The sequence below is a fragment of the Desulfuromonas sp. TF genome, from assembly GCF_000472285.1.
In the GTDB taxonomy this organism is placed as follows: Bacteria; Desulfobacterota; Desulfuromonadia; order Desulfuromonadales; family ATBO01; genus ATBO01.
Genome location: NZ_KI421422.1, coordinates 130686 through 143865 on the forward strand (window position 1 = coordinate 130686; position 13180 = coordinate 143865).

The following is a 13180-nucleotide window of genomic DNA, read 5'->3' on the forward strand; positions in this document are numbered from 1 at the left end:
GGCGATACGATCAAGGTTTTGGATCGTACCCATCTCATCCAGAATGAACATATCTTCTTCTACGCAAGTGCCGTGATGGTCCGCAATATGGCCGTTCACCTTCCCCACCTTTTCCCTCCACGCCTCTTCCGAATGAAGATCCAGTAATAAAAGTTCCTGGAATAATAGCCGCGAAAAAGGAAAAAGGCAAGAGCTTACAAAGGCTTATCAGTGACCGAAGGATAAACTTCTTGACAATATCTGTATACTGTATACAATCCGTATACGCTTGACTTATTCTATGCAATGGAGCATTCAATGAAAAGAAAACCGATCGAACGACATCAGACCCTGAGGGAGAAGATTCTGGAGACGATCCGCGAAGCCATTCTCCGCGGGGCTCTCAAGCCCGGCGAAAAAGTCGCCGAACCTGAGTTGGCCGAGCGTTTCGGCATCAGTCGCACTCCGATTCGTGAAGCGTTCCGGCAGCTGGAGTCGGAGGGATACCTGACCGTCATTCCCCGCAAAGGGGCTGTGGTCACCGCCCTCTCGGAACGGGACGTGGAAGAGTTCTACGCCATTAAGAGCATCCTCGAAGGATATGCCGCCCGAATGGCTGCGGTCAATCTGAGCAGCAAGGATATTGACCGTCTCGAGGCAATCAATGATCGTCTAGAACAGCTGGCGCGGGACGGCGACGTAAAAACATTCTTCCGGGTACACAATGAGTTCCATGAGCTCTTCATCCGCGCCGCCGGAAATGAGAAGCTGCTGGAACTCATCGGTCAGCTTCTGATGAAGTTCAACCGGTTGCGCATGGCCTCTCTCTCTCTGCCGGGACGCATGGAAATCTCGGTGAATGAGCACAAGAAGATCCTTGAAGCCTTTAAGAGCAACGACGGGGAGAAGGCCAACCAGCTGGTGAGCAAAACGGCCGCCTATGGAGGCCAGGTTCTGATCCAGAGCATGGCCCAGCAGGAGGGAAGGCGAGTGGAAAAATCCATTCTCCAGCACGTGCTGGACATCTAGGAAGATTCTCTGTTCACATCCCATGCCGAAACAAACCCGCTCCTTTTTGGTGCGGGTTTTTTGGTATCTTAGAAGCGACGGGGCTCCCAGAATCCGGAGGTGTTCCGATGAGCTGGCTTGGCTTTGCTTTCCTGACGGCCTTTTTCGAATCCGGCAAGGACGTCTTCGGCAAAAAGAGCCTGGAAAGAAGCGATGAATACGTCGTTGCAGGCGCCTGGCGGGTTTTTGCCCTCCCCTTCCTGCTTCCCCTGCTGCTGGTGATTGACATTCCCCCTCTGGAGGCAGGCTTCTGGTGGGCGCTGCTGGTCAGCGGAGGGATTAACGTGGTGACCGCCATCCTCTATATGCGGGCGATCAGGCTCTCCGATCTGTCCATTACCGTTCCCATGGTTTCCTTCACCCCCCTGTTTCTCCTTCTAACCTCTCCCCTGCTGCTGGGAGAGAATCCGGAACCTGCAGGAATTGTCGGCATCGTGCTGATCGTCCTGGGTTCCTACCTGCTCAACCTGCATAGGAGGGATCAGGGCTTCTGGACCCCTTTCCGGGCCCTGCTCTCAGAACCCGGGCCGCGCCTGATGCTGCTGGTGGCTCTGCTCTGGAGTATTACCGCCAACGTCGACAAGATCGGCCTGCAACACTCCTCCCCTGTTCTATGGGCCATTGCAGTGAATATCGTCATCGCCTGCGGGCTTGCGCCGGTGATTTTGTACCGACGGGCCATGGGGCTAGGGCGGATCAGGGGGAATCTTGTTCTTCTCTCGGCTACCGGCTTCTGCGGCGCCATGACCTCCCTGAGTCAGATGACGGCGATAAGCCTCACCCTGGTGCCTCATGTCATCGCAATAAAGCGGACCAGCACCCTTCTATCCGTGGTGTGGGGACACTTCCTGTTCAGAGAGAGCGGCTTTCGGAAGCGTCTTGCGGGTTCTGCCGTCATGCTTGCCGGCGTGCTGCTGATCCTCTGGCCTTGAATCTGCGAAGCGCAAGGGTTGGGGTGATTTATTTCCGCGGCGGTTGGGGCTTCAGGGGAAGGGAGAAGGTCACCCGGGTTCCGATGCCCTGTTCACTGAAGACCAGGATCTCTCCGCCGTGGGCCTCGACAATCTGGCGGACGATGGACATGCCGAGACCCAGTCCGGAGAAACCGGTATTGGAAGCATCGACCCGGTAGAATTTGTCGAAGATATGATCCAGTTCGTCGGGAGACATTCCGGCTCCTTCATCTTCGACGCCTACGGTGCAGAAAAGAGGGCCTTTTCGGGCGAAGACGCGAATGGTCGTTCCGCGGGGGGAAAATTTGATGGCATTGCTGAGAAGATTCTGCATGAGTTGAGTGATTCTCGTCCGATCGAATTCCAGATTAAGGGGGTATTCGGGTAGATCCAGGACAACCTGGGTATCGGTCACCTTCTCCCGGCAGCCTTGCACGATTTCATGGAGAAGCAGGCCCAGGTCGTCTCGATGGCGATCCAGGGTGATAGGTTTCCCCGACTGGACCCGACTCAGATCGAGGAGATCGTCTACGATCCGGCCCAGCTCTTCCGCCTTCTGATAGATGATATCCAGGAATTCCTGCTGCTGCGCCGGCGAGGAGCCGTTGTACAGATCGGGCTGGCGGAGTAGTTCGGAATAGCCCATCAGCGAGGTCAGGGGAGTGCGCAGCTCGTGGGCTGCGGTGGAGATGAATTCATCCTTCATCCGGTCCAGCGCTTTTTCTTGTGAAATGTCGTGAAGGATGGTGATGGCGCCGGTCCGCCGGTTCTCCTGACCGATAACGGAAGTGGTTTTGGCCCGGATGATGCGCGGCACCTTCTGTGAAGGCCCGGACATTTCAAACTCGGTGATCAGGGGGCGGTCCTCACCGGAAAGTACGTCCCGGATCTGACTTTGCAATTCTTCCTGGTGGACAGTCTCTTCGAAAGGTCCTGAGCAGGCGTCAGCGGCTGAGCGCTCGAGGAAGCTCTCGGCGCTCAGGTTCATGAGTGAGATACTTCCATCGAGGCCGACCACCAGCAGTCCGTCGGAGACCGAGCGGAGAATCGCGTCTATCTTCGCCCGCGAAGTCTCTGTTTCCGCCAGGGCCCGACAGAGTTCCCTTTCCGCCTCCTTGCGCTCGGTAATGTCGTGGGCCACGCAGACCACGTAGCGGTCATCCCGAAAATGGACGAGAGTCAGCGTGAGGTCGATCACGCCGCCTTCTTCATCGGAGGAGACCCGGGATTCGAGTCGCAGAGGTTGGCCGGCCTGCAGGACGGGATCGCGAGTCCAGGCTTCGATGGCTTCGGCCGAGTGTGGGTCGATCGTCTCGGGCAGACACTTTTCCGCCTGCCGGCTGGCCGAAACGTCAAAAAGACGGCAGGCGCTGGGATTGGTGTCCAGAAACCGAAGGGATGGAAAACTCAACAGGCAGATGGCGTTGTCGGCCCTGTGGAGGAGCTCCCGGTACCGCTCAAGGGCATCCACCTGGCGGCGAAAGGCGGGGTAGTAGGATTTGCGGATTGAGCGCTCCCCCATTCCCAGGATCATGGCACGCAGATCCGCCTGCTGCCGGTCGCGATCAGAGGGACTCTTCATAGAGAACCTCGAGGTCGCGACGGTTGATGGCACGGGGGTTGGTGGCAAGGCAGGGGTCCCGCTCGGCCGACTCCGCAAGCTCGCGGACATCGGTCCGATGAACTCCCAAGTCGTGAAGGGTCTGGTGAATGCCCACTGCCCGCCGCAGTCTTTCGATCTCAGCCAGAATGGATGCGGCCATCTCCCGGCGGCTCCGTTGACGGGTCTCAATACCCATGGCCTTAAGAATGAGGGAAAACTGGTCATCGGCAGCGGGCATGTTGAACTCCATCACCTGGCGAAGAAGAATGGCATTGCATTCGCCGTGGGGGAGGTCGAGATACCCGCCAAGGCTGTGCGCCATGGCGTGGACCGCTCCCAAGCTGGCGTTGGAGAAGGCCAGGCCGGCTTCCAGGCAGCCGAGCATCATCTGCGCGCGGGCATCCAGATCCCCGGGAAAGGCGACGACCCTCTCAATGTGGCCGCAGATCAGTTCGACCGCCTTGAGGGCATGCAGGTCGGTAATCGGCGAGTGCGCATTTGAAACGGCGGCTTCGATGGCGTGAGTCAGCGCGTCCATTCCGGTGCAGGCGGTGAGAAAGGGATCCATCGTGGTGGTCATCTCGGGATCGATCAGAGAGAGATCGGGGACGATGGCCTTTGAGATGATGGCGATTTTGCAGCGGCGGGCCTGATCGGTGATGATGGCGAACTGCGACAGGTCGGCGGCGGTGCCGGCAGTAGTGGGTATGCAAAGCAGGGGCGGTCCGGGTTCGGAAATCATGTCCACCCCTTCGTAGTCCAGAATGGAGCCTCCGTTGGCCGTGACGACGGCGATCCCCTTGGCGCAGTCGATGGGGCTGCCTCCTCCTACCGCCACGATGGTGTCGCAGTCGGCCTGGAGATAAATTTCGACTCCCCGAGTCACTTCCAGGGCCTTGGGATTGGGCGTCAACCCACTGAAAAGTACGGTCTCCAGCCCTTCTTCTTCCAGGGAGTTTCGAACCTGGCTGGTCCAGCCAGCAGCGATGACGCCGGGGTCTGAGACAAGCAGCACCCGGCTTGAACCGAGATTCCGGGCATACCGCCCGGCCTGGTATCGCGCCCCAATGCCGAAAAGAAATTCCGGCGCCAGAAACTTGCGCAGTTCGGGAGCATTCTGCTTGCCCATTCCGCTCTCGCGTAAAGAGGGAAAAACAACGGAGGGTCAGAAGAAATTTTATTATACCCCAAAGACCAAACTAAAGGAATTGGTTCAGGAGCGAAGCTTGTATCCTTTGCCGATCAGCAGGGCGGCCCAGATGAAGAGTCCGGAGGCCATGCCGGCGCTGATGCCGAAGGCGGTCCACAGGGAGGTGTCTCCGACTCCCAGCAGGGCATGGCGGAAACCGTCGATGAGATAGAAAAGGGGATTGAACCGGGAGAGGCTTCTCCAGGGCTCCGGAAGAATGGAGATGGGATAGAAAACTCCACCCAGAAAGATAAGGGGAAGGATCACGAAATTGTTGTACATCGAAAGGGCGTCGAAGCTGTCCGAGTAGATGGCGGCAATGATGCCGAACTGGGCGAAGAGAAAGCTGGAGAGGCATGCCATGGCCATGCCGAGAAATGGGGAGGGCCAGGGCAGAGCGGCGAAAAAGAGGGATATCAGCCAGACCACCAGCCCCACCAGCAGACCGCGAATCATGGCCGCCAGAGTGTAGGCGAGGATGAATTGCGGAGGGGTTATGGGTGTGACCAGCAGGTCGACGATATTTCCCAGATAGCGGGACATGAAAAGGGAGGAGGAGGAGTTGGCAAAGGCGTTGTTGATGACTCCCATGAGGATCAGTCCGGGAATGACGAACTGGGCATAGCTGAAGCCCTCCACAACGCTGAGCCTGTCGCCCAGGGTGGCGCCGAAAACGAATAGATAAAGGGATGCGGTGATGATCGGGGTGATGACTGTCTGCACCGACACCCGCATAAAGCGAAGGATCTCCCGCTGCACCAGGGTGACGAATGGAAGCCAGGAGACGAAGGGGACCTGTTTCGGGTTCAGCTCGCTCATCACGGCTCCTTGCGGCCGTTCGGCCGCAGGCCGGTCAGCTCGAGAAAGACTTCCTCCAGCCCCGCCTGCTCGGTGGAAAGCTCAGTCACCTTCAGACCAAGACGGCAAAGGATCGTGAGCAGCTCGCCGTCGCGCTGCTGTTGCGTAGGCGCGAGAAACAGAGTCCGTCCCCCCCCTTCCAGCTTCGCTGAAAAAGGAGCGAGTTCATCGGGGACGCGGTCGAGGGGCTCGGCAAGATGCACCGTCGTATGCCTTCGTCCGAGGCGGGTGAGCAGCTCCTCCTTCCCTTCCAGGGCCACCAGCTCGCCGTGGTTCATGATGCCGATTCGGCCGCACATCTGTTCGGCCTCCTCCAGGTAATGGGTGGTGAGCAGCACGGTCGTTCCCTCCCGGTTCATCTCCTGAACGAATTCCCAGAGGCTGTGGCGCAGTTCGACATCGACCCCGGCGGTCGGTTCATCGAGGATGAGGAGGCGCGGCTTGTGGATCAGCGCCTTGGCGACCATGAAGCGGCGCTTGAGGCCGCCGGAGAGCTTGTTCATCGACTTGAGCAGATGGGGCTCCAGACCGAGCCGTTCGATGAGCAGCCGTCTCCAGGCAGGGTCGTCGGGCACCCCGTAGTAACCGGAGTGGATCTGAAGGGAACGCTCGATGGTGAAGAAATGGTCGATGACAAGCTCTTGGTGCATGACCCCGATCAGCCGGCGCGTCTGGCGGTACTCGCGCTGGTTGTCATGGCCGAAGACAGCCACTTCTCCTCCGCCGATGCGGGTGACGCCGGCAACCATGTTGATGATTGTGCTCTTGCCAGCTCCGTTGGGGCCGAGAAGACCGAAGATCTCCCCCTGCGCAATGTCGAAGGAGATCCCCTTGACCGCCTCGGTGCCGTCGTAGCTTTTGCTGAGATTTCGTATACTAAGGGCGGGAATCATGACCGGCACTATACTCCGAAAAGCCCATATCTTCAAGGGTCGGAAGCGGAGGACGAGGAATAAGGACGGACCGCGCAAGGGAATGTCAGGGTTTCCATTGCATTTGTCCGCAGCCACTGAGGATGAAACAAAATTCGCTTGCAAGGCGAGATCGGGTCCACGAAAAGCATTAATCCACGAAGGACACGAAGGAATTTGCTATTACAATCCTGCGGATGATATACACAGAGGTGGAAACGTTATTTTTTTGAGGCTCTTGGATTTTCTTCGTGTTGCTTCGTGCTCTTCGCGGACAATGATATTCAGGTTGAAAATAGGAGGAATAAAATGGTGAGACTCGACCGCATTTCCACGGGAACGGGGGACCGGGGAACTACCAGTCTGGCCGACGGCAGCCGGGTGGCCAAGAACAGCCCGAGGGTCTGCGCCTACGGAACGGTGGACGAACTCAACAGTCTGATCGGGGTGGTGCTCCTTGAGGAGCTGCCGGAGAACATTGACAAGGAATTGCGGCGCATCCAGAACGATCTTTTCGACCTCGGAAGTGATCTCGCCACTCCACCGGGAGCAAGGGGAAAAGACCGCATCCCCTACTTGAAGGCTCATCAGGTGGGGAGACTGGAGGCGTCCATCGCCGCCGGCGCTTCCCGGGTGGAGCCGGCCATGGGCTTCATTCTGCCTGGCGGCCGTCCGGCCGCCGCCCACCTTCATTTCGCACGGGCGGTGGCCCGCCGCGCCGAACGGGAGGTGCTCACCCTTATCGACTCCGGGGAGGTTGCCGTCAACCCTCTCTGCCTCACCTACCTGAACCGCCTCTCCGATCTCTGTTTCGTCTGGGCGCGACAGTGCAACGGCGAAGGGCGGGAGGATATCCTCTGGCAGCCGGGGCAAAACCGTTGAACAGAAAAAAGAAGCGGAACACGCGACCCCGCTTCTTTTTCGGCATTACTCCCCCACGGACCTTTCCGGCTCTATCCAGGCCTGGGCGAGGGAGAGGTGACGTAGAAACTCTCCGGCATAGAGGAAGCGTTCGCCGCTCACCGGCACGTTGACATCCTCCTCCCCCCTCTGGACCGCGAAAGCGAATCCCGGCCTTCCTCCGCGGTCGTAGCGCTCTATGGTCAGCCGGGTGGAGACTTCCCCCTCGCTCCCATCGAAGCGGTGGGTCAGTGTTTCCTTCCCCCCTTCCCGAAAGACCTTGTGGATTTTCCGATAGAGCTCGAAGGCTTCCGCCGGCTCGGCAACGAAGCGGATCGACGAGGCCCCGCTCTCCATGCGGAAGAAGCGCAAGGCGATCCGCCCCTCGGCCGGGCGCCCCGTGCCTCGCTTCTCATGGGGTGCGATCTCGACTCCAGCGCTTTTGGCGTAGATGGTGGTCTGCGGTATCCTCATTTTCCCCTCCTGTGTGATGGCGGTCGACGATTACCCCGTGGAAGGAATCTCCCCCGGGAAACTGAAAAAGCCGCCGGTCAGCTCATTGCTGGCGACGGCGGCTTTTGACGTTCTTTTCTTCTTCCCTTCCCATCGCTCCCCCTCCCGGAACACGTGCGGAAAAAGTTCCTCTTCTTAATACCTGCTCACGACAGGCTTTGTCAATGATTTTAGTCCCTTGGTGATGCGAGTGGCATACCGACTGCCAGAGGATATAGTTATGCTGCAGGGCCAAGCGATGCATAAAGAGGAAGATGACGAATGAGAATCTCTGAATGGCTGGACGAACAGGAAGCCGAAGGTGTGGACGTCTCCGGGATAGACCCGCCGGAGGACCTGCTGTTTGAAGACTGGCCCGATGAAACGATCTATTTCGAGGAAATCAAACCCTGCGGCATTCTCTGCAGGGGAAATCACCCTTTTTCGACCGTGGAGCGTTTCGGCGACTGGTATTACAGCCGAGGGCAGGACCGAGAGGCCGGTCTTCATTCCTCGGAAATGAAATGGAAGCTGTTTACCCGGGACAGGTCACTCGCCCTGAATACCGCCAAGGCCCATATAGAATGACTACCCACTCCCCATGCAGCGCATGACAGCAATGGCCGCCCCTTCATCAGAGGCAGCCATTTGCGGTTCCAATCTATTTAGTAGGGAAACACTTCTAGCCCATCACTCCACCGTCACGCTCTTGGCTAGGTTGCGCGGCTGATCGACGTCCGTTCCCTTGAGGACGGCGATGTGGTAGGCGAGCAGCTGCAGGGGAATGGAGGTGAGAACGGGCATGAGCTCATCGGCGATCGAAGGGAGGGTAAAGACGATGTCGGCCATTTCCCGGAGGTTGTCGCCGTCGCCGTTGGTGACGACGATGACCTTGCCGGCGCGGGCCCGCACCTCCTCCATGTTGGAGGCCACTTTTTCAAAGGTGTCGTTTTGCGGGGCGACGATGACCACCGGCAGGTGCTCGTCGATCAGGGCGATGGGTCCGTGCTTCATCTCGCCGGCCGGGTATCCTTCGGCATGGATGTAGGAGATCTCCTTGAGCTTGAGCGCCCCCTCGAGGGCGATGGGATACTGGTTGCCGCGCCCCAGATAGAGAAAATCGCTGGCGCCCATGAATATTTTGGCCGCCTCCTCGATGACGGCATCGAGTTCCAGCGCCTCCTCCACCTTGCGCGGCAGGGTGAGGAGCTCCGCGGAGAGCTTGCGGCAATCTTCGGCTGAAAGGGTCTCTCGCGCCCGCCCCAAGCGCAGTGCGAGGAGAAATAGGGCGACCAGCTGAGTGGTGAAGGCCTTGGTCGAGGCAACGCCGATCTCGGGGCCGGCATGGGTGTAGACCACGCCGTCGCTCTCCCGGGCGATGGAGGACTCGACCACATTGCAGACGGCGACCGTCTTTCCCCCCTTCCCCCTGGCTTCGCGCAGGGCCGCCAAGGTATCGGCTGTCTCGCCGCTCTGGGTGATGAGCACGGTCAAGGTGGAAGGGGCGACGATAGGGTCGCGATAGCGGAATTCGCTGGCGATATCGACCTCAACCGGCATCCGGGCGAGTTTCTCGATGAGGAACTTGCCCACCAGGCCGGCATGCCAGGAGGTGCCGCAGGCGACGATGAAGATCTTTTGGAGGGACTGAAGCTCGGCATTGCCGAGACGAAGGTCTTCAAGATAGACGTCCCCCTCCTCTTCCAGCAGCCGCCCGGCCACCGTATCGGCGATTGCCCGGGGCTGTTCATAGATCTCCTTGAGCATGAAGTGCTTGTATCCCCCCTTTTCCGCCATCAGCGGACTCCAAGTGATGGTCTTGGGGGTCTTGACGACGGTGGCGCCGGCCAGATCAGTCACCTGCATGCCGCTTTCAGTGAAGACGACGACTTCGCCGTCTTCGAGGAAAATCATTTCCCGGGTATGGGAAAGCATGGCGGGAATGTCGGAGGCGACGAAAAACTCCCCCTCCCCCTGCCCAACCACCAGGGGGGAGCCGGATTTGGCGGCGATCAGCTTATCCGGTTCCCGCTCGCAGAGAATGGCCACGGCATAGGCTCCCCTCACTTCGCCGAGTCCTCTGCGGACGGCGGTCTCGAAATCGCCCGTCTCCTTGAAGTGCTGTTCGATGAGATGGGCGATAATTTCGGTGTCGGTCTCCGAGCGGAAGGAGTGGCCCAGGCCGCGGAGCTTTTCCCTGAGGGCGAGGTAGTTCTCGATGATGCCGTTATGGACCACCACGATGCCGCCGGCGTAATGAGGGTGGGCATTGATCTCGGAAGGGCGTCCGTGGGTGGCCCAGCGGGTGTGGCCGATTCCCCGGGGCCCGTGCACCGGCCTCTCCCGAAGCACTTTTTCCAGGTTGATCAGCTTGCCCTCCGCGCGGCGGATCTCTATTCTGCCGCCGTTCAGGGTTGCGATCCCCGCCGAATCGTAGCCCCGGTATTCCAGGCGGCGCAGGCCGTCAATGATGATGGAAGTGGCTTCCTGCCGTCCGATATAGCCGACGATGCCGCACATATATAAACCTCGTGATTCGTAAACCCGTGATTGGTGATTGGCGATGATTGTCGATTGGTTATTGGATGTTGTCTAACCAATCACCAATCACTTCTTTTCCCGGCTTTTCCTCTTCTTCGCAGCCCACCCCTCGATGATCTTCTGCTCGCATCGCGAAAGGGCGAGGGAGTCGGGGGGGACGTCTTTGGTAATGGTGGAGCCGGCGCCGATCAGGCTGCCGCGCCCGATTTTCACCGGGGCGACGAACTGGGTGTCGCTGCCGACGAAAACGTCATCCTCGATCACCGTCTTGTGCTTGTTGACCCCGTCGTAATTACAGGTGATCGTTCCGCAGCCGATATTGACTCCGGTGCCAACTTCGGCGTCCCCGATATAGGTGAGATGGCTGGCCTGGGAACCTCGGCCGATAAACGCCTTCTTGGTTTCGACGAAATTGCCGAGCTTGTTGTTTCCGGCCAGCACGGTGCCTGGGCGCAGGTGGGCCATGGGACCGATCGCGCATTCATCGCCGACCTCCGATCCCTCCAGTACAGATCCGGCCTTGAGATGGACCCGCTCGCCGACGGCGCAGTCGTTGACCATGACTCCAGGCTCGATCGTGCAGCCGCCGCCGATGCGGGTGGCGCCGCGCAGATGAACGCCGGGATGGATGAGGGTATCAGTCCCCACTTCGACCTGCGGTTCGATGTAGGTGGTCTCGGGATCGACCAGGGTCACCCCGGCGCGCATCAGAGCATTATTGATGCGCCGACGCATGGCCGCGGAAGCGGCGGCCAGCTGGACACGGTCGTTGATGCCCATCGCTTCTTCGGGATCGGCCGCGGCCAGGGCGCAGACCTTGCGGCCGACACTCCGGGCGGCCGCCACCACATCGGTCAGGTAGTACTCTCCCTGGGCGTTGTCGCGGCCCACGGTGCGCAGAACCTCGAATACGAAGGGGGCTTCGAAAGCATAGATGCCGGTGTTGATTTCGCGAAGCGCCTTCTCCTTGAGGGAGGCGTCCTTTTCCTCGACGATGCGCAGCACTTCCTCGCCGTCGCGAACAATGCGGCCGTAGCCGTGGGGATCGATCAGTTCCGTGGTGAGCACCGTCACTGCCGCCCCTTGCGTCTCATGGTAGGCCAGGAGCCTCTCCAGCGTCTCCCGGCTCAGCAGGGGGACATCTCCGCACAGCAGCAGCAGAGTTCCGGTGAAATCCCGCAACTGCGGTTCCGCACAGAGAAGCGCATGGCCGGTCCCCAGTTGATCCTCCTGGTGAGCAAAAAGAACGCATTCCTCGGCAAGTTTCTGCCGTACCGCGGCCGCTCCATGGCCGACCACGAGCACGGCGGGGTCACATCCCAGCTCTCTCGCCAGGCGCGCGGGGAACATCGCCATGGGGAGGCCGGCGATCGGATGCAGCACCTTGGGCCTTTCCGATTTCATCCGCGTGCCCCGGCCGGCGGCCAGGATGACGGCGGCCATTTTCCGCTCGTTTATTTTCATGATTTTCCTCAGAGACCGGCTCTCCGAAGATCTAATATCATGGAGAGTCGCAAGAGAGTTTTTCGAGACGCCTCATTATACGAAAAGGGTTTTGCTAGTCAAGGAATATGCCCGTCGGGAGGCTTCGGGAGGAAGGTTTTCCTTTGCAAAGCCCCAGGAAATTACAGTATAGTTATTGCTTATCGGAGGACTAATGAATGATCGCGAGCTCATTTCCGGGGCGCTAACGAAAATCGAGCAGGAAATGAAGGAACTCGAGATCCGCTTCGAGCAGTATTTTGCCGGAGTGGAAAAGCGCGAGCCGATTCAGGAGCGCGAGAAGCTCGCTAAGCTTTTAAGGCGGTTCGTAAATCGCCGCATCATCCAGACCGATCTTCGTTTCAAGTCCCAGAACCTGGCGACCCGCTTCCACAGTTACTGCGGGTATTGGGACCGCATCCTGCGCCTGATGGATGAAGGACGCTATGTTCGTCAAGCGTCCCGCGTTGTCGGGAAAGGAGCCGAAAAGCGTGAAGAACCCGCCTTGACCGGCAAATTTGATATCGATGCGGTCTACCTGGATTTGCTGGAGGCCCGCAAGACGTGTGGGATCGAAGGGGCGATCCCAAGTCGTCAACAGATTGCTGCCTTTCTGGAGCGACAGAAAAGCACCATCCGGGAAAAATTCGGAGAACGGGAGGTGGAGTTCAGGGTAGTGACGGAAGACGGCAAACCGAAGATCAGGGCCAGGGCCAGGAAATAGGACAGACGTTTATGCCTCCTGCGAGAAATAAGACGGCCCTGGTGCTGGCCGGGGGAGGAATCATGGGAGCCGCTTACGAGATCGGCTGTCTGACCGCTCTCGACCGCCTCTTCGCCCCGGGTTTCAATACCCGCCGCTTCGATATCTACGTCGGAGTGAGCGCCGGGTCCGTTATCGCCACTCTCATCGCCAACCGGATCTCTCCCAACGGCCTTTTCCACGCCATAGACAACAACGAACAAAGCGTTTTCAATTTCCACCGCAGCGATATCTACCGTCTCGATTACCGGGAGATTTTCGCTTCCTTCTGGAGCTTGACGACCAACCTGTTCCGTATCTTCAGAAACTATCGACAAAACCGCTGGACTTTTTCCCTGGTCGATATTGTTCACATCCTCCAGGAGCAGTTCCCCGCGGGGCTGTTCTCCCTGGGGCCGCTGCAGAGATATCTCTGTCAGGCCTTTCGCCGGGAGGGCATTC

13 protein-coding genes are annotated in these 13180 nt (G+C 59.0%); 6 read left to right on the forward strand and 7 right to left on the reverse strand.

Annotation, left to right across the window (positions count from 1 at the left end; genetic code table 11):
- Positions 1 to 297 precede the first annotated feature (297 nt).
- Both DTF_RS0115585 and DTF_RS0115590 read left to right on the forward strand, forming a co-directional pair.
- Entirely contained in the window at positions 298 to 1008 is a 711-nt protein-coding gene (locus tag DTF_RS0115585) for a GntR family transcriptional regulator (RefSeq protein ID WP_027716071.1), read from the forward strand.
- Positions 1009 to 1115: 107 nt separating this feature from the next.
- Positions 1116 to 1979 carry an EamA family transporter gene (locus DTF_RS0115590; protein ID WP_027716072.1) on the forward strand — a complete coding sequence of 288 codons (864 nt, stop codon included), beginning with the start codon at positions 1116 to 1118 and terminating at the stop codon, positions 1977 to 1979.
- 28 nt (positions 1980 to 2007) lie between these two features.
- On the opposite strand, the gene DTF_RS23900 is transcribed toward DTF_RS0115590, so the two are convergent.
- From DTF_RS23900 to DTF_RS0115610, 4 genes are all read right to left on the reverse strand, one after another.
- Positions 2008 to 3582, reverse strand: a complete 1575-nt coding sequence (locus tag DTF_RS23900; RefSeq protein ID WP_027716073.1) for an ATP-binding protein — start codon at positions 3580 to 3582, stop codon at positions 2008 to 2010.
- Positions 3566 to 4732: an alcohol dehydrogenase-like regulatory protein ErcA gene (ercA, locus tag DTF_RS0115600; protein WP_027716074.1), complete on the reverse strand. Its 1167-nt coding sequence runs from the start codon at positions 4730 to 4732 to the stop codon at positions 3566 to 3568. The genes DTF_RS23900 and ercA overlap by 17 nt, the downstream gene beginning before the upstream one ends.
- A gap of 84 nt (positions 4733 to 4816) precedes the next feature.
- Entirely contained in the window at positions 4817 to 5611 is a 795-nt protein-coding gene (locus DTF_RS0115605; RefSeq protein ID WP_027716075.1) for an ABC transporter permease, read from the reverse strand.
- Entirely contained in the window at positions 5611 to 6543 is a 933-nt protein-coding gene (locus DTF_RS0115610; protein WP_027716076.1) for an ABC transporter ATP-binding protein, read from the reverse strand. The genes DTF_RS0115605 and DTF_RS0115610 overlap by 1 nt, the downstream gene beginning before the upstream one ends.
- 327 nt (positions 6544 to 6870) lie before the next feature.
- On the opposite strand from DTF_RS0115610, the gene DTF_RS0115615 reads away from it, so the two are divergent.
- The gene (locus tag DTF_RS0115615; protein WP_027716077.1) at positions 6871 to 7443 is read left to right on the forward strand and encodes a cob(I)yrinic acid a,c-diamide adenosyltransferase; all 573 of its coding nucleotides are present in this window, start codon (positions 6871 to 6873) and stop codon (positions 7441 to 7443) included.
- Positions 7444 to 7488: 45 nt separating this feature from the next.
- Here the strand turns inward: DTF_RS0115615 and DTF_RS0115620 are convergent, their stop codons facing one another.
- Entirely contained in the window at positions 7489 to 7935 is a 447-nt protein-coding gene (locus DTF_RS0115620; RefSeq protein ID WP_027716078.1) for a hypothetical protein, read from the reverse strand.
- 300 nt (positions 7936 to 8235) lie between these two features.
- Between DTF_RS0115620 and DTF_RS0115630 the strand changes: the two genes are divergently transcribed.
- Positions 8236 to 8541 carry a hypothetical protein gene (locus DTF_RS0115630; RefSeq protein WP_027716079.1) on the forward strand — a complete coding sequence of 102 codons (306 nt, stop codon included), beginning with the start codon at positions 8236 to 8238 and terminating at the stop codon, positions 8539 to 8541.
- A gap of 102 nt (positions 8542 to 8643) precedes the next feature.
- On the opposite strand, the gene glmS is transcribed toward DTF_RS0115630, so the two are convergent.
- Together glmS and glmU are read right to left on the reverse strand one after the other, a co-directional pair.
- Positions 8644 to 10473, reverse strand: coding sequence for a glutamine--fructose-6-phosphate transaminase (isomerizing) (gene glmS, locus DTF_RS0115635; RefSeq protein ID WP_027716080.1), 1830 nt, complete (start codon positions 10471 to 10473; stop codon positions 8644 to 8646).
- 87 nt (positions 10474 to 10560) lie between these two features.
- Positions 10561 to 11958: a bifunctional UDP-N-acetylglucosamine diphosphorylase/glucosamine-1-phosphate N-acetyltransferase GlmU gene (glmU, locus tag DTF_RS0115640; RefSeq protein WP_027716081.1), complete on the reverse strand. Its 1398-nt coding sequence runs from the start codon at positions 11956 to 11958 to the stop codon at positions 10561 to 10563.
- 193 nt (positions 11959 to 12151) lie between these two features.
- Between glmU and DTF_RS0115645 the strand changes: the two genes are divergently transcribed.
- On the forward strand, positions 12152 to 12700 hold the full coding sequence (locus tag DTF_RS0115645; protein ID WP_051361372.1) for an MXAN_5187 C-terminal domain-containing protein: 549 nt from the start codon (positions 12152 to 12154) through the stop codon (positions 12698 to 12700).
- 11 nt (positions 12701 to 12711) lie between these two features.
- Positions 12712 to 13180, forward strand: a 469-nt coding sequence (locus DTF_RS26870) for a patatin-like phospholipase family protein (protein WP_035057539.1), incomplete at its 3' end; no start/stop codon positions are given.